Annotated in this window: 19 protein-coding genes; 8 read left to right on the top strand and 11 right to left on the bottom strand. The window is 69.8% G+C overall.

Annotated features, from left to right (window positions below; translation table 11 throughout):
* Positions 1–200 precede the first annotated feature (200 nt).
* A complete protein-coding gene (locus tag ABD798_RS04160; protein ID WP_344871150.1) occupies positions 201–1325 on the bottom strand; it encodes a cytochrome P450 family protein in 1125 nt (374 codons plus the stop codon).
* Positions 1326–1571: 246 nt separating this feature from the next.
* Between ABD798_RS04160 and ABD798_RS04155 the strand changes: the two genes are divergently transcribed.
* The gene (locus ABD798_RS04155; protein WP_344871149.1) at positions 1572–2492 is read left to right on the top strand and encodes a helix-turn-helix transcriptional regulator; all 921 of its coding nucleotides are present in this window, start codon (positions 1572–1574) and stop codon (positions 2490–2492) included.
* On the opposite strand, the gene vapC is transcribed toward ABD798_RS04155, so the two are convergent.
* From vapC to ABD798_RS04135, 4 genes are read right to left on the bottom strand one after another with little or no spacing between them, the layout of a single operon-like run.
* Positions 2489–2896, bottom strand: a complete 408-nt coding sequence (gene vapC / locus ABD798_RS04150; RefSeq protein WP_344871148.1) for a type II toxin-antitoxin system VapC family toxin — start codon at positions 2894–2896, stop codon at positions 2489–2491. The two genes, ABD798_RS04155 and vapC, sit on opposite strands and share 4 nt — an antisense overlap.
* The gene (locus ABD798_RS04145; protein ID WP_344871146.1) at positions 2881–3102 is read right to left on the bottom strand and encodes a type II toxin-antitoxin system VapB family antitoxin; all 222 of its coding nucleotides are present in this window, start codon (positions 3100–3102) and stop codon (positions 2881–2883) included. Before ABD798_RS04145 ends, vapC begins: the two co-directional genes overlap by 16 nt.
* 16 nt (positions 3103–3118) lie before the next feature.
* On the bottom strand, positions 3119–3982 hold the full coding sequence (locus tag ABD798_RS04140; RefSeq protein WP_344871145.1) for a MurR/RpiR family transcriptional regulator: 864 nt from the start codon (positions 3980–3982) through the stop codon (positions 3119–3121).
* 25 nt (positions 3983–4007) lie between these two features.
* On the bottom strand, positions 4008–5291 hold the full coding sequence (locus ABD798_RS04135; RefSeq protein WP_344871144.1) for a pyridoxal phosphate-dependent aminotransferase: 1284 nt from the start codon (positions 5289–5291) through the stop codon (positions 4008–4010).
* 132 nt (positions 5292–5423) lie between these two features.
* On the opposite strand from ABD798_RS04135, the gene ABD798_RS04130 reads away from it, so the two are divergent.
* Together ABD798_RS04130 and ABD798_RS04125 are read left to right on the top strand one after the other, a co-directional pair.
* Entirely contained in the window at positions 5424–6584 is a 1161-nt protein-coding gene (locus ABD798_RS04130; protein ID WP_344871143.1) for an acyl-CoA dehydrogenase, read from the top strand.
* Positions 6585–6738: 154 nt separating this feature from the next.
* Positions 6739–7164 carry a DoxX family protein gene (locus tag ABD798_RS04125; RefSeq protein WP_344871142.1) on the top strand — a complete coding sequence of 142 codons (426 nt, stop codon included), beginning with the start codon at positions 6739–6741 and terminating at the stop codon, positions 7162–7164.
* Between the two features lie 250 nt (positions 7165–7414).
* Here ABD798_RS04125 and ABD798_RS04120 read toward each other — a convergent pair whose 3' ends face one another.
* The 3 genes from ABD798_RS04120 to ABD798_RS04110 form a co-directional block, all read right to left on the bottom strand.
* Positions 7415–8125 (bottom strand): TIGR03089 family protein, encoded by a 711-nt coding sequence (locus ABD798_RS04120; protein ID WP_344871141.1) that lies wholly within the window; start codon positions 8123–8125, stop codon positions 7415–7417.
* Positions 8126–8153: 28 nt separating this feature from the next.
* The gene (locus ABD798_RS04115) at positions 8154–9461 is read right to left on the bottom strand and encodes an LCP family protein (RefSeq protein ID WP_344871140.1); all 1308 of its coding nucleotides are present in this window, start codon (positions 9459–9461) and stop codon (positions 8154–8156) included.
* A gap of 141 nt (positions 9462–9602) precedes the next feature.
* Positions 9603–11192: an LCP family protein gene (locus ABD798_RS04110; protein ID WP_344871139.1), complete on the bottom strand. Its 1590-nt coding sequence runs from the start codon at positions 11190–11192 to the stop codon at positions 9603–9605.
* Between the two features lie 472 nt (positions 11193–11664).
* On the opposite strand from ABD798_RS04110, the gene rfbB reads away from it, so the two are divergent.
* Genes rfbB through ABD798_RS04095 form a run of 3 tightly spaced genes read left to right on the top strand, consistent with a single transcriptional unit; the run spans position 11665 to position 14149 of the window.
* A complete protein-coding gene (rfbB, locus tag ABD798_RS04105) occupies positions 11665–12648 on the top strand; it encodes a dTDP-glucose 4,6-dehydratase (protein ID WP_344871138.1) in 984 nt (327 codons plus the stop codon).
* Between the two features lie 9 nt (positions 12649–12657).
* Positions 12658–13563, top strand: coding sequence for a dTDP-4-dehydrorhamnose reductase (gene rfbD / locus ABD798_RS04100; RefSeq protein WP_344871137.1), 906 nt, complete (start codon positions 12658–12660; stop codon positions 13561–13563).
* Between the two features lie 34 nt (positions 13564–13597).
* On the top strand, positions 13598–14149 hold the full coding sequence (locus ABD798_RS04095; RefSeq protein WP_344871136.1) for a DUF6346 domain-containing protein: 552 nt from the start codon (positions 13598–13600) through the stop codon (positions 14147–14149).
* Between the two features lie 148 nt (positions 14150–14297).
* On the opposite strand, the gene ABD798_RS04090 is transcribed toward ABD798_RS04095, so the two are convergent.
* A complete protein-coding gene (locus ABD798_RS04090) occupies positions 14298–15197 on the bottom strand; it encodes a hydroxymethylglutaryl-CoA lyase (RefSeq protein WP_344871135.1) in 900 nt (299 codons plus the stop codon).
* Positions 15198–15340: 143 nt separating this feature from the next.
* Here ABD798_RS04090 and ABD798_RS04085 point away from each other — a divergent pair, with 143 nt between their 5' ends.
* Both ABD798_RS04085 and ABD798_RS04080 read left to right on the top strand, forming a co-directional pair.
* The gene (locus tag ABD798_RS04085) at positions 15341–15982 is read left to right on the top strand and encodes a GntR family transcriptional regulator (protein ID WP_344871134.1); all 642 of its coding nucleotides are present in this window, start codon (positions 15341–15343) and stop codon (positions 15980–15982) included.
* Positions 15983–15989: 7 nt separating this feature from the next.
* A complete protein-coding gene (locus tag ABD798_RS04080) occupies positions 15990–18008 on the top strand; it encodes a hydantoinase/oxoprolinase family protein (protein ID WP_344871133.1) in 2019 nt (672 codons plus the stop codon).
* 230 nt (positions 18009–18238) lie between these two features.
* Here ABD798_RS04080 and ABD798_RS04075 read toward each other — a convergent pair whose 3' ends face one another.
* Together ABD798_RS04075 and ABD798_RS04070 are read right to left on the bottom strand one after the other, a co-directional pair.
* The gene (locus ABD798_RS04075) at positions 18239–19315 is read right to left on the bottom strand and encodes a glycosyltransferase family 4 protein (RefSeq protein WP_344871132.1); all 1077 of its coding nucleotides are present in this window, start codon (positions 19313–19315) and stop codon (positions 18239–18241) included.
* Positions 19315–21831 (bottom strand): glycosyltransferase, encoded by a 2517-nt coding sequence (locus ABD798_RS04070; RefSeq protein ID WP_344871131.1) that lies wholly within the window; start codon positions 21829–21831, stop codon positions 19315–19317. The genes ABD798_RS04075 and ABD798_RS04070 overlap by 1 nt, the downstream gene beginning before the upstream one ends.
* Between the last annotated feature and the right edge of the window lie 107 nt (positions 21832–21938).

The following is a 21938-nucleotide window of genomic DNA, read 5'->3' as shown; positions in this document are numbered from 1 at the left end:
AGTGTGAGAGTGACTCACTTCTCGGTGAGTCCTGCTTTCTCTTCCTGGGTGCACAAATTTCCGCAGGTGGAGCAGGGTGGCGCCGGACCGTCACCCTGCTCTCCGTCGGAGTTCTGAGCCTCGGCGCGGTTCCGGCGACGCGAACCTGAAGCCGGAGACGGCCAAGCGGCAGCTGGTGTTCACGGGCTCGCAGAACCCGCTTAACGCCTGTTGAGGCGGGCAGGGACTGATGCTGGTCCGTAGGTGACGAAGTTCGACCTGTACGGGATGTCTTTGGCCCCCACGGTGAGGTCCAGGTCCGGGAACCGGCCGAACAACCCCGACAGCGCGATGCGTCCTTCAAGGCGCGCGAGTGGCGCTCCGGCGCAGAAGTGCGGTCCGTAGGCGAACGAGAGGTGCGGGCTGGGCTGTCTCGTGATGTCGAACTCACCCGCCGTTGGGCCGTACTGGTTCGGATCCGTTCCCGCGCCGCCGAGGCACACCAGCAGCGCTTCGCCTCTCGGGATGTCCACGCCGCAAACTGTGGTTTCCCGCAAGGAAAAACGGAACGGGTTCGCTTGCACGGGCGAACTCACCCGAAGGCTCTCTTCGACAACCTTGGACCACAGTCCGTCCCGCGCCGCGAGCGCCAACTGGTCGCGGTGTGTGCACAGGCTGACGATCGAGTTCGCCAGCGCGTGCGCGGTGGTTTCGTGCCCTGCCAACAACGTCAGGCACAACAGGTCGACCAGCTCCGTGTGACTGAGCCTGTCCTCGCCGCGGCGCGCGTGCACGAGTGCGCTTGTCAGGTCGTCGCCGGGCTCCGCGCGCTTCTGGTCGACCAGATCGCCGAGGTACTCGTGCAGTCGACTGCGCGCGATGTGCACTGCCTCCGGAGTGCTGGTGTGGCTGAGCACCGTTGTCGCGCGCTGTCGCAGGAGTGCGTGCGCGGACTCCGGGACGCCGTACAGCTCGCAGATCACGCGCATCGGCACCTGTTCGGTGAACGCGGGCACCAGGTCGATCTCGTCGCCACCCGCCTCGGCGGAGTCCAGCAGTGTCGTGACGATCTCTCTGACTCGCTCCGCCAGCGCGGCGACCATGCGCGGGGAGAACGCGTCACCGAAGTAGTCGCGCAGCCTGCGGTGATCGGTGCCGTCTGTGGTGTTGATGTGGTTGCCGTGGAGGAACGTGCGCAGCGGCCAGTCCTCGGCGATCGTCCCGTCGTGCAAGGCGGGCCAATGTTTCTTGTCCTTGCCGAAGACCCTGTTGTCGTTGCCCAGTACCTCCTTGACCGCTTCGTGGCTCAGCACAGCCCAGACCACCACGCTGCCCGGAAGCTCCACCGGCACGACTGGAGCGATTCCACGCAACCGTGCCAATGCTTCAGGCACTGTCTCGTCAGTGGCGAGGAAGGGGACCGGATATGGCCTCGGCCTCACGGTGGCCTCCCAGAGGAGCTAGCAGAACGGCAGGAAAGCAGCGTTCTGCGTGAGCCGCGCTGATGCCAGCTCGCGCGCGCGCTCGCGCCGCAACCCGTAACTAAGGGGGACAAAACCGAAACTCGCGGCTGCGTGGTGCAGTCTGGACCCATGCGGTTCCACGACTGGATCGTCGAAGACGCGGAGGGTTGGACGGAGCTGAGCAACAGCATCGCTCCGATGGACCACCGCTTCCGCGCGCGTGAAAACTGGTACGCGGGTCTGACCGCGCAGGAGTCCGACACCTACAGCCTCTTGCGCTGGGACCAGTGCAGCGAGCGCATGGCCTACCGCACTCCGGCCCACGTGCGTCGTGTCCCTGACGCCGACCACTACTGGATCGTCGTGCCGCAGCGCGGCGTCTACTCGATGTGGCACGACGGCAACCCCACGCGCGTCGCTCCCGGCTCCGTGTCCATCAACGGGCTCGACGAGCCGTTCCACATGCACGTGCCCGTGTCGCAGGCCTACGCACTGCGTGTGCCGAAGAACGAGATCGACCACCGCGTGAAGACGTCAGCGCGGATGCGAATGCTGCTCGACGCGCGCACCGGCATCGGCCGCGTCACCCAAGACATGATTCGCAGCCTGCACGCGGAGCGCGACCGGCTTACCGCGCAGGAGTTCAACGCCGTCTGCGACCGCATCTGCGAGCTGCTGTGCATGATGGCCACCGGCGACACCTCCACCCAGCCCAGCCACCTCGCCGAAACCGCCGAGGTCGTCCGCCGCTACGTCCGTTCGTACATCGGTGACGCGGACCTGCCCTCCGCCGCGCGGGCCCTCGGCTGGTCACCGCGGCAGGTGCGCTCCATCCTCCACCGCAGCGGGACCACGTTCCGCGAGCTGCGCCAGGAGGAGGCTTTCCGCGCCGCGCGCGACATGCTCGCCGACCCCGCTCGCAGAGCCCTCACCATCGGCGAGATCGCGCGGTGCACCGGGCTGACTCCGACGTGGTTCTCCACCGCCTTCAAAGCGCGCTACGGCGAAACCCCGCGCGACTTCCGCCACCGTCGCCTCTCCGGCGGTTAGACGAGCATCTGCGAGCGCAACTTCGGTGCCACAGCAGCGATGCGTTCGTAGTCGGCGTCCTTGTGCATCAGGACCACGTCGTGCCGGAGCGCGACGGACGCGATGAGGCAGTCGACCATGGACCGCACGGTGTGACCGCTTCGGCGAACTGCGCGGTACAGGTCAGAAGCTTGGTGGAAGTCGATGGCCGGATCAATGTCCAGTTGCACCAAGGAGTTCATGATCTGCTCGACCCTGGCCAGCGCGGCAGGTGCGGCGCCGCCGCGCAGTTCCATCACGACCGGCTGTGTCGTAGCGATGACGTCGGGTTGCTGGATCAGTCGCTCCATCGTGGCGGAGGCCGACGAGTCCCGGCCCCTGAACCAGTCGATCCAGGCGGAGCTGTCGATCAGACAGAGTGCCACTTGTGCTCCGGGTCGTCGTCGCGCATCTCGTCGAGGTCGCCGTCCCAGCCGATACCGCGCAGGGACAGCAAGTCCTCGGTGGTGACCTTCGTGCCGACGAGCCGGCGCAGCGCGAGATCCACGGCCTCCCGCTTGGTGCCCAGCCCGTACCGCCGCATCACCTCGGCGACGAGGTCGTCATCGATGTCGATGTTTGTGCGCGCCATACACCAACGATACACCTCACGGGTGGTAGGTGTTGAACGCGACGAGGAGTTCTTCCTGACGCCGCAACGCTTCCGGGGCCTGGTCGGCGCGGCGCGCGGCCACTCCGGCGGCCATCGCCTGAGCGAGTCCCACGAGCGCGGTCACCGAGCGGAGCAGACCGGCGCCCGCGGTGTCGGCGAAGAAGACGGAGTCGGCCATGTCGGCCAAGGGCGACGCGGCGGTGTCGGTGAGCGCGATCGTGGTGGCACCGGCGGTCTTCGCCTGGCGCACAGCGCGCACGGTGTCTGCGGCGTAGCGGTGCAGCGACACGGCGACGAGAACGTCGGTGGACTCCAAGCGGCGCAACCGGTCCGTGAGGGTGCCGGGGCCGGGGATCACCAGGGAGACGTCGTCGAGGACCAGGTCCAGCAGGTAGGCCAAGAGGTAGGCCACGGAGTGCGACTTGCGCAGCCCCATCACGTGCACCCGTCGCGCTCCGGCCAGGGCACCGACGGCCCGGCGCCACGCGTCCGGGTCGACCCTGGCCAGGGTGCGGGTGAGGTTCTGCTTGTCCAGCTCGACGGCCTTGCTGAGCAGCTCGTCCGGCGCGTCGGCGAGCGAGCCGAGCCTGCGCACCAGCTGCGCCTGGCCGGAGAGGTGCTCGCGGCAGAGCTTCACCAGCGCGGGGTAACCGGACAGGCCGCACCGCTGGGCGAAGCGGACCACGGTCGCCTCGTTCACGCCGACGTCGCGGGCCAACTCGCTGACGGTCTTGAAGGCGATGCCCTCGGGATCGGTCAGCACGCGCTCGGCCAGCGTCCGCTGGGAGGGCGTGAACCCGGAGGACTCGCTCCGCAGCAGCTCGCTCAGCTCGGCGAAGGACGCGGGCGCGTCGCTCATCGGGCTCGCCGCCTCAAGCTGAAGATCACCCAGTGCTCCCTCCGGTGAGGTCGTCGACGGCTTCGGCGAGCCGGTTGAGCGCGTCGGCGATCCACGGCAGCGCCACCGGGTCGGCGCTGTGCAGGGCTTCCCAGCGCTGCACGTCGTTGGCCCCGTAGAGCAGGCTCGTCGCCATCCGGAAGCGCAGTGCCCTCGGATCATCGCCGAACGCCTCGCCGCAGAGCACACCGACCCGGTACTTCGTCAGCAGCACCTCGGCCAAGTCCATCCCCGAACGCAGGGCGAACCGCTCCCTGGCGGGCTCCAGGTCAGGGTAGAGGTAGAAACCGCCACCCGGCGCCCGGCACGAGGCCCCCGCCGCGACGAGCAGCCGGTGCGCCTCGGTGACGACCTCGCGGTGCAGCTCGCGGCCCGCGCGGACGTACTCGCGCACCTCCGCGGGCTCGTCGAGCAGGTACCCGGCCGCGGTCTGCACGGGCATCGCCGGGTTCGACCACACCTCGCTGGCCACGCCGACCAGGCGCTCGCGCAGCTGCGCGCCCTCCCGGGTCGCCGGGATGCGGCAGAAGCCCAGCCGCCAGCCGCCCAGCGCGGTCGCCTTGCTCAGTCCGGTGGTGATGATCGTGCGCTCCGGGAACACCGTCGCCGGGCTCAGCACGGAGTCCGGGTCGTGCGCCAGGTCGCGGTAGATCTCGTCGGAGATCACCACCAGCCCGTAGCGCTCGGCGACCGCGCAGACCTGGCGCACCAGCTCGGCGCCGGGGGTGGTGCCGGTCGGGTTGTCCGGCGAGGTCAGCACCAGGACGCCGGGCCGCTGGCCCTTCCACCGCGCCTCCAGCAGCGAGTTCTCCAGCGCTTCCGGATCGGGCACGCCGCCTGTGTGACCGGGCACGTCGACCCAGATCACCTCCTTCCCCGCGAGCGCGGCCTGCGCGGCGTAGCTCACCCAGCTCGGGCGCGGCAGCACGATGTCGCCGGGCAGCACGGTGAGCAGCGCGTACAGCAGCGGCTTGCTACCGGGTCCCGCGACGATCTGATCCGGCTCGGTCGGCACACCCCTGCGGCTGAGGTAGCCCGCCGCCGCGGCGCGCACGGCCTCGGTGCCCGCGGTGGGGCCGTAGGAGTTCTCGGTGGCCGCGGCCGACAGCGCGGCGGCGACCTCGGGGAGCACCGGCAACCCGGCCTCCCCGAACGCGAGGTGGACCACCGACTCGCCGGTGGCCTGGATGGCGCGGATGCGTTCGTTCGCGGCGAGCGTCGCCGACTGCGGGAGGCCCGTGCGGGGCGGCGCGCCCTGGTAGCTGAGCATGCGGACGAGGCTACAAGCAGAAATGCAAGAAGCAAGGACTTTGCAAATCTGTTTGCAGGATGTCGTCGCTTCGGAGGACTGGCGGCGGGCGGCTAGCATCCACGACAGGACCTGCTACTCGGAGGTAACAACGTGGACGCGAGCTTCGGCACCTACCAACTGGCCGAGGAGCACGACGCCCTGCGCGACGCGGTGCGCGCGTTGGCGGAGAAGGAGATCGCCCCGCACGCGGCCGAGGTCGACGAGCAGGAGCGGTTCCCGAGCGAGGCCCGCGACGCGCTGGTCAAGGCCGGTTTCGCCGCGGTGCACGTGCCGGAGGCCTACGGCGGCGAGGGCGCCGACTCCGTCGCGACCTGCATCGTCATCGAGGAGGTCGCCCGCGTCTGCGGCTCCTCCTCGCTGATCCCGGCCGTCAACAAGCTCGGCACCATGCCGATCCTGCTCTCCGGCTCCGAGGAGCTGAAGCGGCAGGTCATGCCGTCCATCGCCAGCGGCGAGTCCATGGCCTCCTACGCGCTGTCCGAGCGCGAGGCGGGCTCCGACACCGCGTCGATGCGCACCCGCGCGCGGCTGGAGGGCGACACCTGGGTGCTCAACGGCACCAAGTGCTGGATCACCAACGCGGGCATCTCCGACTGGTACACCGTCATGGCGGTCACCGACCCGAACGCGGAGAAGAAGTCCAACGGCATCTCCGCCTTCGTCGTGCACAAGGACGACCCCGGCTTCGAGGTCGGCCCGAAGGAGAAGAAGCTCGGCATCAAGGGCTCGCCCACGCGCGAGATCTACTTCTCCGACTGCGCGATCCCCGCCGATCGCATCATCGGCGAGCCCGGCACCGGCCTCAAGACCGCGCTGCGCACGCTCGACCACACCCGCCCCACCATCGGCGCGCAGGCCGTCGGCATCGCGCAGGGCGCGCTCGACGCGGCCATCGCCTACGTCAAGGACCGCAAGCAGTTCGGCAAGGCCATCGCGGAGTTCCAGGGCGTGCAGTTCATGCTCGCCGACATGGCCATGAAGATCGAGGCCGCACGGCACATGGTCTACGTCGCCGCCGCCAAGGCCGAGCGCGGCGAGCCCAACCTGGGCTTCATCACCGCCGCCGCCAAGTGCTACGCCTCCGACGTGGCCATGGAGGTCACCACCGACGCCGTCCAGCTCTTCGGCGGCGCCGGCTACACCCGCGACTTCCCGGTCGAGCGCATGATGCGCGACGCCAAGATCACCCAGATCTACGAGGGCACCAACCAGGTCCAGCGGGTTGTCATGTCCCGCGCGCTGCTGAAGTGAGGTAGCGCTTCGGCGAGGCCCCGGTTCCCGCGACCGGGGCCTTCGTCGTCCTGGGCTGGGCACATTCAGGATGTGATTGAACGCTTGATCATCTTCACGTCGGCTTTAGTTCAAATTTGTACGGTCTCGGGGAGGATCTAGGGAAGGAACCACTGTGGGAAAGCTCGTGCACGCCCTGCGGGACGTGGTGCTGCTGCTGGCCAGGCTCGGCATCGGCATCGTGTTCATCGCGCACGGAGTCTCCAAGTTCAGCGCCATCGACGGCACTGCCGCCGGCTTCGGCAAGATGGGCATCCCCATGCCGACCCTGTCGGCCTACTTCGCCGCCACCGTGGAGACCTTCGGCGGCGCCGCCCTGGTCGTCGGCGCGCTGCTGCCGGTCGCGGGCGTGCTGCTCGCCGTGGTGATGGTCGGCGCGGGCATCTTCGTCCACTTCAAGAACGGCTTCTTCGCGCCCGGCGGCTACGAGTTCGTGATGACGCTCGCGCTCGCGGCGCTGGCCCTCGGCTTCAGCGGCGGCGGGAAGTTCTCCGTCGACGCGGTGCTCGGCGCGCGCAAGGGACACCCCGTCGCCGTGTGACCCTCGCCGCTGTCCGTTGTGCCGGGCGGTCACTCTCCGCCCGGCACAAGGCTTTCCGCCGCTAGGCGCCCACGCATCGCACGCGCGCTCGCGCTTACGCGAACGGCTCCTTTGACGCGTTGAGCGCACTGAACGGGTCGTTCAGTGCGCTCAACTCCCTGAACGGGTCGTTCAGTGCGTTTGAAGGACCTGAATGAGTCATTGGGGGAGTTGAGGTACCTCAATGAGTCATTCAGCGCGTTCGGTGGGGCTAGGGGGTGGTGAGGTCGACGGTGATGCGTTCGGTGCGGCGGCGGTCGGCGAGCTTGGTGGGGTCGGGGTTGGTGCACTGCACGAGCGCTCCGCCCGCCGCGATCACCGCGACCAGTCCGTCCACAATGGACTCGGGTGAGTGCCAGTCGAGGTCGGAGAGCACGCGGTCGCCCGCGGAGATGCCCTGCTCCGAAGCGCGGGCGCGGGCCAGCGCCACCAGGGCGTCCACGCTCAGCTCGTTCAGCGCGGGCTGCTCGCCGGGAACCACGGCGTAGGAGCGGAAGAAGTCCCCGTGCACGCGGATCTCGCCGATGTAGTCGACGGTGCCGGGCTCTGGCGAGCGGATACCGCGGCCGAGTGGGTCGAGCGCCACCGCGGCGACGGTCTCGGCCTCCACCTCGAACCCTTGCGGCACAAAGGCGACCTCGAAGTCACCGGCGGCGGGATCGGTCACCACCGACGCGCCCGCCCACCACGAGCCGAGCAGCACGCCGACGGTCTGCCAGTGCGCGGGCAGGGCGACGAGCACCCGGGCCCCGGGCTCCAGGAACACCTCGTCGCGCAGCCAGTTCGCCGTCTTCGCCGCCCAGTTCGCCACCGTCGCCCGCGACAGCTCGATGCGCGTGCCGTCGGCGTCGTCGTAGTGGCTGACCAGGGGCTTGGCCGAGTCGGCCATCAACGGGGCGAACAGGGCTTCGGTGACGTTCATCAGCTCGTCGTCTCCACTCGTCGCGAGGTCAGTACACGCAGGGGATGCCGTCCGCGGTGATCGGCTCCTCGCTGGTGTTCGGCTGCTGGGCCGGCGCGCGGGAGGCACCGCCGTCAAGTCTGAGCGGACCGCGCCCGGCCATCTTCGGCGGGGTACCACCGACGAGGCCGCTCACCCACGCCCGGACCGCGGACTTGTCGACGGCCACGATGCTCTGGCCGCGATCGTTGCGCGCGTTGATGTTCACCACCGGGATGGTGCGGAACTCGAAGCTGCCACCGGCCAGCCCCTGGAACTGCCGCACCAGGGTCAGCGGCTCCCAGCCCTCGTCGAAGACCAGCGACTTGCGCGCGGCCTCGAACAGCGCGGACAGCTTCGCCGGGTCGGTGAGCGTGCCGCTGGAGAGCATCTTCTTCACCACGGCGGCCATGAACACCTGCTGCCGCACGACCCGGTCGATGTCCCCGCGCGGCAGGCCGGAGCGCTGCCGGACGAACGCCAGCGCGTCCCCGCCGGAGATCGACTGCCTTCCCCTGCGGAAGTCCGCGCCGGAGTCCGGGTCGCTGGTGGACTGCCGCAGGCACACCTCCACCCCGCCGAGCGCCTCGGTCAGCAGGTAGAAGCCATACAGGTTGATCTCCGCGTAGTGGTCGATGCGCAGGCCGGTCAGCTCCTGCACCGCGCGGCCGAGCGAGAGCCTGCCCGCCTGGTCGGACTCGCGCTCGCGGCGGCCCCGGTCGGTGACGCCCTGGGCGGCGAGCTCGGTGAGCCGCCGGTTCTTGCCGAGCACGTACGCGGCGTTGATCTTGGCGTCCTCGAAGCCCGGCACCGCGACGTAGGTGTCCCTGGGGATGGAGATCGCCGTGGCTTTGCCGCCGTTGTCCGGGATGCGCAGCACGATGATCGTGTCGGTGTTGAGGCTGGCGTTGGCCTCGGTGCGCAGCTTCCGCAGCACGCTCGGCGGCAGCTCGTTGCCCTGCGCGTCGGTGCGGCTGTCGCTGCCGACCAGCAGGATGTCCGTCGCGCCGTCGCGGGCGGGCGGCGCGCCCGGCTGGCTGCCGAGCTGGTTGACCACGTCGGTCGTGCTGACGTTGTTCTGGAAGCGCTCCAGTGTCGCCCAGCTCACCCCGCTGACCGTGAGCGCGGCGACGGACAACAGGGCGGTGAGGACCCGGACCGCGTTGACCGCGATCCGTTTCCCCTTGCCCCGCTTGGGTTCTGCGGGTGAGGCGGGAGCGCTCGACGGCTGGTCGACGTCCGAGGGGTCCAGCGGCACGAACTTCTCGGGCTGCTCGGAGGCCTCATCGTCCTCGTTCGGGCGCGGCCGGTCCGGCACGTGCTCCTCCTAGCGGAAGTGGCGGGGCGACAAGGAAAAGCGGCTGCTCCGCCGGGACCGAACGCCCGCGGGAGCCGCTACCCCAAGGCTAGCCAGCTCCACGCAGGTCACCGTACTTCGTAGTCCACTCGTTCGTGCCCTTTAGTTGATGCAGGGGATGCCGTCGGGCGTGGTTTCGGTCTGCTGGCCCTGGTTCGGCGCCGCCGGACGGAGCCCGTTCAGCTCCAGCAGCGGCTGCCCGGCCACGTTGTTCTTCTTGCCGGGCCCCGAGTAGTCCTTGCCGATGAACAACCGCACGGTCCCCGCGGGGATCATCCGGTCCTTGTCCTCCTCCAGGACCGCGCCGCCGCCGAGCGCCTCGACGACCTTCTTGCCGAAGTCCTGCTGGCCCCTGGAGTAGCGCACGACGGTCTTCGCCCTCGAAACGGCGTTGTCGACGTTGCCCTTGGTGAAACCCTTGGCCACCAAGGCGTCCAGCACGTCGTTGGCCAGCCCGGAGGCACCCGTGGCGTTGCGCACCTCGACGGTGATCGACTTGTTGTCGGTCGCGGCGCCACCGCCCGCGGGCGGCGTCGTCGAGGGAGCGGGCGGCTGCTCCTTGGTCTGGTTGGCCACGAAGTCCTTGACCTGCTTCGGATCGACCTTGAGCGCGTCGCCGTCGCCGGTCTTGATGTCGCCCTCGATCGGGATGGTCTTGAACTCCACCCCGCCCGCCATCACGGTCTGCATCTGCTGGGCGAACTGGAGCAGGTCCATGTTCTTGTCCACCACCACGGACTTCTTCACCGCGGTGACCAGCCCGGTCAGCTTGCCCGGATCGGTCAGCGTGCCCGCCGAGGTGACCTTCTTCGCCATCGACTTGAGGAAGGTCTGCTGGCGCACGATCCGGTCGAGGTCGCTGGGCAGGCCGTGCCGCTGCCGGACGAAGGCCAGCGCCTGCGCGCCCTCGATGGTCTGCACGCCCTTGGGGAAGTTCGCCCCGGACATGTTGTCCTTGGTCGCGGCCTTGAGGCAGACCTCGACTCCACCGATCGCCTTGGTGATCTCGTAGAAGCTGGCCAGGTTCACCTCGGCGTAGTGCTCGATGGTGACCCCGGTGAGCGTGCCGACCGTGTCCAGCATGCCCTTGCGCCCCGCCGAGGTGGACTCCTGCTCGACCTGCTGCTTGTTCTTGCCCGCGGCGCGCAGCTTCTTCGCGGCGGCGTTCTTGTTGAACGAGTACGCGGCGTTGATCTTGTGTTTGCCGAAGCCGCCCGCGATCTCCACGTAGGAGTCGCGCGGCAGCGAGATGCCGACCGGCTTCCCGTCAACCGGGATGTGCACCAGGATCATCGAGTCCGTCGTGCCACCACCGGCGTCGCTGTCCCCGGCGTGCAGCTCGCGCAGCACCTCGGCGGGCAGTTCGTTGCCCTGCGCGTCGGTGCGGCTGTCCAACCCGACCATCAGGATGTCGAGCGCGCCGTCCAGCGGCTTCGGACCCTTCTGGGCCTCGGTGACGTCGTCGGTGGTGAAGTCGTTGAGCGTGCCCCACGCGTAGCCGGTGACGCACAACACGATGACGGAGACCATCGCGGCGACAGTCTTGCCCGGGTGCAGCCTGCGCTTGGAAGCGGAGGACGCGCTCGCCGGAGCTGCCGCGGCCGTGCGCTTGGTGGTCCGTTCGCCGGGCTCCCTCGGGGACTCCGAGCGCACACGCGCGGTCTTGCGCGCGGGCGGTGGACCCTGCGGCACGACACGGGCGTCGCGCGGACGCCCGCCGGGCTGACCGCCCTGGCGGGGGTTCTCCCGCTGGTTCTGGCGAGGAGGCTGGCGACGCGGCGGCTCACCGGGCGGGGTCCGGTCACCGGGAGGGGGAACGGCTCGTCCACGGCCACCACCAGAGCCAGGGGACTGCGATCGTCCCTGCTGGCCGGGTGTGGGCCTGCCGGGCTGGTTCCTCGGAACCCCGCGCCTCGGATTGCCCCCGGGTCGCATCGGCCGGTCGTCCACTCTCACTCCTCCCCGTCACTCGAACAGCTCGCGTCACGCCACTGTGACCTCCCAGGCTAACGGCGTGCTGTCGCCTGGCCGGGCGACTCCCCGGTCTTGGGAGGACGTACCGCCCTTCCATCGGGTTGCTTCGAGAAGTCCGTACCCCTGTTCAGGCCCGTGGCAGACTTCGCGGCAGCGGGTACACCCAATGGGGGACTGGAGAGTGGAGACGATGCGCGTACTGGTCACCGGGGGCGCCGGGTTCATCGGGTCGAACTACGTGCGCAAGGTGCTGACCGGCGCGTACCCGGCCTTCGCCGAGGCCGAGGTCGTGGTGCTGGACAAGCTCACCTACGCCGGGAACGAGGCCAACCTCGACCCCGTCGCGAGCCACCCGCGCTACCGCTTCGTCAAGGGCGACATCAGCGACGCCGGGCTCGTGAGCGAGGTCATGTCCGGTGTGTCGACCGTGGTGCACTTCGCCGCCGAGTCGCACGTCGACCGCTCGATCCACGGTGCGTCCGACTTCGTGCTGACCAACGTGCTCGGCACGCAGACGCTGCTCCAGGCCGCTCTTGAGTCGGGCGTGTCGAAGTTCGTGCACGTGTCCACCGACGAGGTCTACGGCTCCATCGAGACCGGTTCGTGGACCGAGGACCACATCTTGGAGCCGAACTCGCCGTACTCCGCGGCGAAGGCGTCCTCCGACCTGCTGGCCCGCTCGTACTTCCGCACGCACGAGCTGCCGGTGTGCATCACGCGCTGCTCGAACAACTACGGGCCGTACCACTTCCCGGAGAAGGTCATCCCGCTGTTCGTGACCAACCTGCTCGACGGGCTCAAGGTGCCGCTGTACGGCGACGGCCTCAACGTGCGCGACTGGCTGCACGTCGACGACCACTGCCGGGGCATCCAGCTCGTCGCCGAGGGCGGCAGGGCCGGGGAGATCTACAACATCGGCGGCGGCACCGAGCTGACCAACCGCGCGCTGACCGAGATGCTGGTGGCCGCGACCGGCAGGGACTGGTCGATGGTGGAGCCGGTCGCGGACCGCCTCGGCCACGACCGCCGCTACTCGGTGGACTGCACCAAGATCACCAACGAGCTGGGCTACGCGCCGCAGGTGCCGTTCGAGCAGGGCCTCGCCGACGTCGTCGCCTGGTACCGCGACAACCGGTCCTGGTGGGAGCCCTTGAAGGCGCGCGCTGCCCTCTAGGGTGGCGGCGTGACCGACTTCGCTCTCCTCGTCCCCGGCGGTCGCGGCCAGCTCGGCGCGGACATCTCCGCACTGGCTGAGGCCGCGGGTGCCGGGTTCGTGCACGCGCCTGGCTCCGCCGAACTGGACATCACCGACGGTGAGGCGGTCGCCGACGCGGTCAGCTCGCTCGCCACCACGGCGCGCGACGCGGGTCTGCGGCCCGTGGTGATCAACGCGGCTGCTTACACCGCCGTGGACGCCGCGGAGACCGATGAGGCCCGTGCGCTCGAAGTGAACGGGGACGGCCCGCGCAACCTTGCAGCCGCGTGCGCCGAACATCGCGTGCGGCTGCTTCACGTGTCCACGGACTACGTGTTCCCCGGCGACGCCACGAGCCCCTACGAGCCCAGCGACACGACCGACCCGCGCACCGCCTACGGCCGCACGAAGCTCGCGGGGGAGCGCGCGGTGCTCGACTCGGGCGCTGAGGCGTGGGTCGTGCGCACGGCATGGGTCTACGGCGCGGTTGGCGGCAACTTCGTGAAGACGATGGCGAAGTTGGAGGCCCAGCGCGACAAGCTCACCGTTGTCGGTGACCAGGTGGGTTGTCCGACGTGGTCGGCCGATCTCGCCCGTGGCCTGTTGGAGCTGGCCGCGCGCACGGAGGGCCCGAAGCAGCGCGTCTTGCACGCGGCGGGCGGTGGCGAGACCAGTTGGTACGGCTTCGCGCGCGCTGTCTTTGAAGAGCTGGGCGCGGACCCCACGCGCATTTCTCCGTGCACTACAGCGGACTTCCCGCGCCCCGCGCCCAGGCCCGCGTACTCGGTGCTGTCGCAGCGCGCGTGGCAGGAGGCTGGACTGAGCCCGCTGCGCCCGTGGCGTGAAGCACTGGCCGCTGCGTTCGCGCAGCACGGGGAAGCGCTGCGATCCTGATCACGTACTGACAGCGACACCGGGGAGCGCGCGCATGGCGAAGTGGGGCAAGCAGCCCGAGGCGGAGTCCACGTCGAAGCCCAAGCGGCGCAAAGCGGGCTGGACCAAGCTGACCGGCACACTGCTGATGGTCGTGGTGGTAGGCGCGTTGGGGTACCTGCTGGCCAACACCGCCCTTACCGCGAACCGTCTGCCCAACCCGGGCGCGAGCGACCTGCGCGGCACCGCCGTCACGCAGTCCTGCGCGGATGTAGGACCGGTCAGCTCCAACGGCTTCGGGAAGTACGCACGGTGCACCGCGGAGGTGTCGTGGGAGAACGGCACCCGCGAGACCCGTGAGTTCGACGGTGGCGAACTGACCGCGAAGGACATCGGGCAGTCCGTGCGCGTTGTTCGCGTGACCACACCGCCGTACTCGTGGTTGCCCGCGCCGGAGTCTTATCAGCGCGACGGCGGCGACCGTGCGGGCGAGTGGACCGCGACGCTGATCTACGTGATCGTCGGTGGCGTGATCCTGGTGAGCGGCGCCGCGGTGCTCGGCGGACTGCTCTCCCTCATCCGAGGCCTCTTCGCCCGCTCCACCTGACCCGCCGAAGTTCCACAGTCTTCAAGTACGACAAACCCCCCAAACGATCATCGTTAACCACGGCAAACCCCGCGAGGGTTGGGGGCGGTCAACGATGATCGACTCGGGGGTTGGGGGGTCTTGAAGACTGGGGAACCCGGGTGGCGCTTCAGGTGGTCGGCGGGAAGGTGCCCGCGCGGCCCAGGAGCGCGGGAACTTCGCGGCCCAAGCGCTCGGAGAGCCACGCGGAGATCTCCAGCACCGCGTTGATGTCCACGCCGGTGCGCACACCCATCCGGTCCAGCGCGTACAGCACGTCCTCGGTGGCGATGTTGCCGTGCGGCGACGGCGTGTACGGGCACCCGCCGATCCCGCCGACAGTCACGTCGAGGGTCGTCACACCGCAGTCCAGCGCCGCGAGCGCGTTCGCGTACCCGGTGTTGCGGGTGTTGTGGAAGTGACCGCGCAGCGGCACCCCGTGCGCCACCGCGCGCACTCCGGTGGCGAGCGCGCGCACCTGGTCGGGAGTGCCGACGCCGATGGTGTCGGCCAGGCAGATCTCGTCGGGGCGGGCCTCGGCGATGCGCCGGGCGATGCCGATGACCTCCTCCGTCGGGACCTCGCCGCTGAACGGGCAGCCGAAGGCCGTCGCGATGGTCACCGTCGTGCGGACGCCGGTGCTCACCGCCTCGGCCGCGATCTCCGTCCAGGCCCGCAGCGCGTCCTCGACGCCGATGCCCAGGTTGCGCCTGCTGAACTCCTCGGTGGTGGACACGACCACGTTGATCTCGTCGACCCCGGCGGCCAGCGCGCGGTAGAGGCCCTTGCGGTCGAGCACCAGTCCGGCGTAGGAAACCCCGGGGACCCTCGGGACCGACGCCATCACGTCCTCGGCGTCGGCCAGCTGGGGGACCCGCTCGGGGTTGCCGAAGCTGACGGCCTCGATCCTCCGGAGCCCGGCGGACACGCAGCACTCGATGAGCTCGATCTTGTCGACGGTGGTGAGCGGGCGCGACTCGTTCCGCAGGCCGTCCCTGGGCCCGACCTCGATCAACTCCACGCTGCGCATCGACCCGCCCTTGTATACAACTTCCTGGCTGGTTGAAGGATTGATTTCCGCAGACAGTTGTGTCAAGCCGAATTGGACTCTAATTTGCATACAAAAGATCGGTAGGCTGGGGACCGACCGCGTCGACGACGGTGGTGACTGAAGTGGCTCTGGCGGCCGAGAAGGCCTACGAGGTCGTGCGCACGGCGATCCTGGACGGCAGCTACCCGCCCGGTGAACGGCTCGGCGAGGTCGAGCTGGCCGAGGCGCTGGGGATCAGCCGCACCCCGATCCGGGAGGCGCTGCGCAGGCTGGAGGTCGAAGGCCTGGTCGAGGTGCTGCCGCACCGGGGCGCCCGGGTGACCAGCTGGTCGCACGAGGACCTCGACGAGATCTACGAGCTGCGCATCCTGCTGGAGTCCTTCGCGGCGGCACGGGCCGCCTCGCGGATCTCCGACGGCGAGCTGGGCAGGATGGACGAGCTGCGGCAGGACATGGCGCGCGCCGTACACTCCGGCGACGTGGAGCGGATCGCCGCGTGCAACGCCGAGTTCCACGGCATCATCCGGCGCGCCGCCTCCAGCACGCGGCTCGTCACGATGCTCAACGCCGTGATCCAACTGCCCCTTGTGCTCCAGACCTTTCACCGATACACCCATGAGGACCTCCAGCGCAGCGTCGCCCACCACAGCGAGCTGGTGCACGCGTTCAGAGCGAGGGACCCGGCATGGGCGGAGTCGGTGATGCGTTCTCATGTGCTGGCGGCGCGGCGGGTGCTCGCGGGCCGGTCGAGGGATGAGGAGTAGACACGCCATGGGGTACCGCCTCGGCGTCGACGTCGGTGGCACCTTCACCGACGTGCTGCTGGTCGACCAGGTCACCGGCCGCACGTTCCGCGTCAAGACTCCCTCCACCCCCGACAACGCCGGGCTCGGCGTGCGCAGGGGCATCGCGCTGGTCTGCGAGCAGGCCGGGATCGCCCCCGGCGAGGTCAGCCGGGTGGTGCACGGCACGACCCTGGCCACCAACTTGATCTTGCAAGGCAAGGGCGCGCGCGTCGGCCTGGTGACCACCCACGGCTTCCGCAGGATGTTGCAGATCGCCCGCTCCTACCTGCCGGGCCCGCTCGCGGGCTGGGTGCAGTGGCCGAAGCCGGAACCGTTGGCGCGCATGGAGAACACCATCGAGGTCGCCGAGCGCGTCGACCCCGAGGGGCGCGTGGTGCGTCCGCTGGACGTGCAGGGCGCGCGGGAGGCGCTGCGCGGGCTGCGCGGCTCCGGCATCGAGGCGCTGACCATCTCGCTGCTCAACTCCTACGCCAACGACGTGCACGAACGGGTGCTCGCCGAGATCGCCGCCGAGGAACTGCCCGGCCTGCCGATCTCCTTGTCCGCCAGCGTGATCGCCGAACCCAAGGAGTACGAGCGCGCGCTCGCGGCCGTCGCCGACAGCTACGTCCGGCCCTCGGTCTCCCGTTACCTCGCCGACCTCGGTGAGGTGCTCGACGGGGCCGGGATCACCGCGCCGCTGTCGATCCTGCGCGGCGACGGCGTGCAGACCATGCCCGACCGCGCCGCGGACCACCCGCTCGGCCTGCTGCTGTCCGGCCCGGTCGGTGGGGTCGCCGGGGCGAGCTGGTTCGCCGAACAGCTGGGGCTGCGCGACTTCCTGACCTTCGACATGGGCGGCACCTCCACCGACATCACGTTGGTCCGCGACGGGCGGCCCCGGCTCGCCAAGCAGGCCATCGTCGGCAAGCTGGAGGTTCGCACCAGCAGCGTCGACGTGCGCAGCGTGGGTGCGGGCGGCGGCTCGATCGCCCTCGTCGACGAGCAGGGTGAGCTCGTGGTCGGTCCCGAGTCCGCCGGAGCGCGCCCCGGGCCGGTCGCCTACGGCCTCGGCGGCGACGAGCCCACGGTCACCGACGCGAACGTGCTGCTCGGCCACCTGCCCGGCAAGCTCGCGGGCGGAGAGATCATGCTCGACCGCGCCGCGGCTCGCCGGGCGTTGAAGGGGCTCGCGCACGACCTCGGCATCTCGCGTTCCTTCGAGGCCGCCGAACAGGTCGTCGAGACCGTCAACGAGAACATGGCCGCCGCGCTGCGCCTGGTCAGCGTGCGCCAGGGCGCCGAGCCCAAAGACTTCGCGCTGCTCGCCTACGGTGGCGCGGGACCGTTGCACGCCAACGCGATCGGTGTGCTGACCGGCAGCTGGCCGGTGATCGTCCCGCCCGCTCCCGGGGTGCTGTGCGCGCACGGCGACGCGACCGCGGGCCTGCGCGACGAGGACTCCGCACTCGTTCGCCGTCCCCTCGATGCAATCGATAACAGTGAGTTCAGGGCGTTGGTGGACGACCTGGAGAAGTCCGTGTGCCACCGCTTGGAGGACCTCGGCGTCACGCGCGCCGAGCAGACCCTGTGCCGCTCGGCCGTGCTCCGCTCGGAGGGCCGGGAGTTCTCCGTCCACCTCACCGATGCCGTGCTCGCGTCAGCCGATCCCCTTGGCGCGCTTGGCTTCCCATCGTCCGCGTCGGCTTCCGCCGAGTTGGTGCGCATCGACCTCGTCGCCCAGGGACCGCGCCTGCTCGTCGCACCCACCGCGCTGCCGCCCGGCGAGGAGGTCCCCGTGACCGCTCTCGTCGCGCACACCGAGATCTGGCACGGCGGGCGCCCCGTGGACGCGCGTATCTACGACCGGGCGAAACTGTTGGCGGGCAACGTGATCGTCGGCCCCGCGATCATCGTGGAGATGGACTCCACCACCCTCGTCCTCCCCGAGCACTCCGCCACCGTCCACCCCACCGGCTGCCTCCTCCTCCGCCCCCTCACCTAAGTACGGCCCGCGCCGGGGAATCGGCGGGCGAGGGTGGCTTTCGTACGCCTGGGGATCCCCCCCCACTTCAAGTGTCGCTCGGATTCGCGTGGTGGGGCGAGCGGTGGTGGTGGGGTGGGTGGAAATCGTGTCACCGCGCCGGAGCGTCCACAGTGGACAGGTGTGTACCCAATGTGGCATTTGTTACGTCAGACGCAACAAATGCCACATTGGGTACACAAGAAGTGGGGTCAGGGGGCGGCGCGGTGGTAGGCGGAGACGGTGAGTTCGGCGCAGCGGCGCCAGGTGAACTCGGCGGCGCGGGTGCGGCGGGCGGCGAGGGTGGCGGCGTCTGCGGAGGACTTGACGACGGTCTCCAGGGCGTCGGTCAACGCCTCGACATCGCCGACGGGGACGTGCATCGCTTGTCCACCAGCGACCTCGCGCAGTGACGGCACATCGGAGCACACGACGGGCACACCGCACGCGAGCGCTTCGAGCACGGGCAGGCCGAAGCCCTCATCGCGCGACGGCAGCACCAGAGCGGACGCCCCGGCCACCACGCGGCGCAGATCCAGCTCGGACAGGTAGCCGGTGCGGATCACGTCACCGTCCACGCGCGCGGGACCGGGCCCGGCGAGCACGAGCGGCGGCAGAGCGGCACTGGCCCCGTGCGCCTTCAACAGGTTCGGCAAGCCCTTGCGGGGGTTCTCCGCGCCGACGTAGAGCACGTAGCTCTCCGGCAGCTTCAGGCGTCGGCGCAGCGGAAGGCTCGGGGCCTGAGCGACGAACCACGCGGGGTCGACGCCGAGCGGGGTCACGACGATCTTGTCAGTGGGCACGCGGAGCCGTTCGTGCACGACGTCGGCGACGGCCCGGGTCGGCGTGACGATCACGGCGGCGCGCTTGGCGGAGACGCGGACCAGCTCGGGCAGGTCACTCTCCACCTGGGACAGTTCGTCGGCCGCGTCGAGGAACGCGAGGTCGTGGATCGTCAGCACCCCGCCAGCCCGCAGTGACGGCGGGAGCACGAAATTGGTGCCGTGCACGACATCGGTGGTCCCGGCGAACAGCTCGATCGGCGGCAGCGAGGACTTCAGCCAACACGCGCGCAGCGCCCGCGCGGGCACCGGCAGACCGCGAGCCTTCACACCGTGCGGCACGACAGCGCGCAGCAGCCGCCAGCCGCGCGTGGTGAAGGCCACCGCGCGGACCTGGACCTCGGCCATCGACGCGAGTTCCTCGGCCAGCGCGGAGGTGTAGCGGCCGACACCCGTGCGGTCGCCCAACAACGGGTTTCCGTCCAGCAGGACCCGCAACTCAGCCATCAACGGCCCCGCAATCTCTCGCGCACCAGTCGGCGCAGGCGCCCGGAAGCGCGCTTGGCGACCTCAGCGGCTCCACCGGCTTCGAGGTATTCCTTCACCAGCGTGACGTCCCTGCGCACGCGCTGCGCCACCCCGACCGGCAGCACGGCGGGCGCCGGAGCACCCGTCCTGCGGTCGGCGGCGGGAAGCGGGTTGCGGCAGAACTCCACCAGCGGAGCCAGAACCTGTTCCCAGGTGAACCGCTCGCGCACCACGGCGATGTTCTCCGAGCACCGCGCGGCGAACTCCGCGTCGTAGAGCACCTTCTCCAGCGCGTCGGCCAGCGCCTGCGGGTCCTCGGCCGGGACGACGATGCCGAGCCCTTCGGTGCGCACCATGTCGGCGAACGCGTCGCCGTCGGTGGTGATGATCGGCAGCCCGGCCCACAGGTAGTCCAGCGTCCTGGTGCGGAACGCGAAGGTCGTCTCCACGTGCTCGTAGTGCGTGGTGACGCCGCAGTTCGCGTCCAGCAGCCAGTTCTGCCGCTCGTCGTAGGGCACCCAGCCCTCGTTGAAGAACACGTGGCGCCCCACGATGTCCAGCTGCTCAGCGAGCCGCCGGGTCTGGGTGGCCATGTCCATCTCGGGCACGTCCGGGTTCGGGTGGCGCATGCCGAGGAAGCAGAGCTTCACGTCGTCTCGCTTGTGCCGCAAGCGATCCACCGCGTTCACCAGCGTCAGCGGGTCGAACCAGGAGTAGACGCCACCGGCCCACAGGATGACCTTGTCGTACTCGCCGATACCGTCCACAGTGGACCGTAGTCCGGGGCCGGTGCGCTCGGCGGGCTTGGCGGGCAGGCCGAACGGCGACACGGCGAGCAGTGAGCGCACGGTCGGGTCGGCGTCGTAGAGCATCGGCGTGAGCCGCCCGATCGCGCCGAGGTGGCCCAGCCACAGGTGCCGCTGCCGCTCCGAGGCGCACAGGAAGAAGTCGCCGCGCTCCAACTGGTTGCTCAGCACGGTGGTGACCACGTCGACCACGTGCGCGCGCTGGCCCGCGTCGAGGTCCTTGCCCTGCTCCAACTGCTCAAGGTGCATCGGGTCGTAGACGTCGCAGACCAGGACCTGCTCGGAGGTCTTGAGCCACGGCAGCATCTCCAACACGTGGCCCTGCAGCACGATCACGTCCGCCCACGGCGTCTGCTGGTGCATCTTCGCCGGGGGGATGTAGCGCACCGGGAACGGCGCTTCCGGCGGCTGGCAGTGCTTGTTCAGCGTGACCAGGCGGACCTCGTGCTCGCGGCCGAGCACCTCCGCCATGTTCCACGCGCGGATCGCCGGACCGGCCATCTTCTTCGAGATCGAGTCGGCGGTGATCACCATGATCTTGCGCGGACGGCCGTAGATCTCGTCGACGCCAAGGGTTTCCACCAGCGCGTCGTGCGCGAGCAGGTACGGGATCTCTGGCGACGCGCGCTCCATCGCGTTGCGCATCAACGGGAGCAGGTCCCGGTCGGAGCGCCGCCGCGCGGCCTGCTCGACCTCGCGGGAGGCCTTGAGCGACGGCATCATCTCGACGAACCGGTCGATCGCCAGCACTCCGGCGAGGGTGATCCTGGGGACCTCCACCGGAGCCGTCAGGTCGGCGCCGTCGGGCTTGCGGGTGATCTCCAGCTGCTCCGGGTCGACACCGCCGCGCGCGGTCGCCCTGCGCACGGTCAGCGCGAGCGCGGCGGGCAGCGCCTTCGCCAGCGTCTCGTCCTCGACGTTCTTGTAGAGCGCCGCGAGAGCGTTGCGCTCCAACAGGTACGCCTCGCGCGAATTGTCCACAGTGGACATCGAGGCGTGGTGCCGGTGGTAGGCGATGCAGCGCGGCTCGAAGCGGACGCGCCAGCCGCGCAGGTTCATCCGCCAGCCGAGGTCCACGTCCTCGTAGAACATGAAGAAGCGCTCGTCGAAGCCGCCCAGCTCGCGGAAGACCTCCGCGCGCACGAACAGCGAGGAGCCGGTGCCGAAGAGCACGTCCTTGGCGGCGTCGTGGCTGCCGTCATCGGGCTGGCCGCCGTGCAGCTTGTAGCCCGCGCCGTACCAGGCCAGCCCGCCGTCGACGAAGTCGATCTTCTTGCCGTCCCAGTCGAGCACCTTGCCAGCGACCGCGCCGATCGTGCGGTCCGCCGCCAGCACCGCGACCGCCGCGCGCGCCCAGTTCCGGTGCGGGCGGGCGTCGTTGTTCAGGAATGCCAGCACCTGGCCCTTGGCGTGCTGGACGCCGAGGTTGCAGCCGCCCGCGAAGCCCAGGTTGGCCGGGGCCTGCACCAGTCGCACGCCGGGCTCGGCGCGCAGCCGCTCGGCGGAGCCGTCACCCGAGGCGTTGTCGACGCAGATGATTTCCAGCTGGTCGCTCGGGTAGTCCAGGTCCGTGCGCAGCGCGCGCAGGCAGGTGAGGGTGTCCTCGACTCCGCGGTAGTTGACCACCACCACGGAGACCACCGCTGACCCGCTTGCGGGGTCGAGCACGGATACAGGCGTTGTCCCCACTCGTCCTGCTCCTTCCCGCCGTGTTCGTGAGGGCATAAGCCTGCCCTATCCGGCGTTGATCACTATTGGGAGCCGGGTGCAACGCCACGTGATCTGGCGCTCACCGT

This window comes from Allokutzneria multivorans (genome assembly GCF_039537405.1).
GTDB classification, from domain to species: domain Bacteria; phylum Actinomycetota; class Actinomycetes; order Mycobacteriales; family Pseudonocardiaceae; genus Allokutzneria; species Allokutzneria multivorans.
Note: the sequence above shows the minus strand (reverse complement) of the source record. Positions and strands in the feature narration are given on the sequence as shown.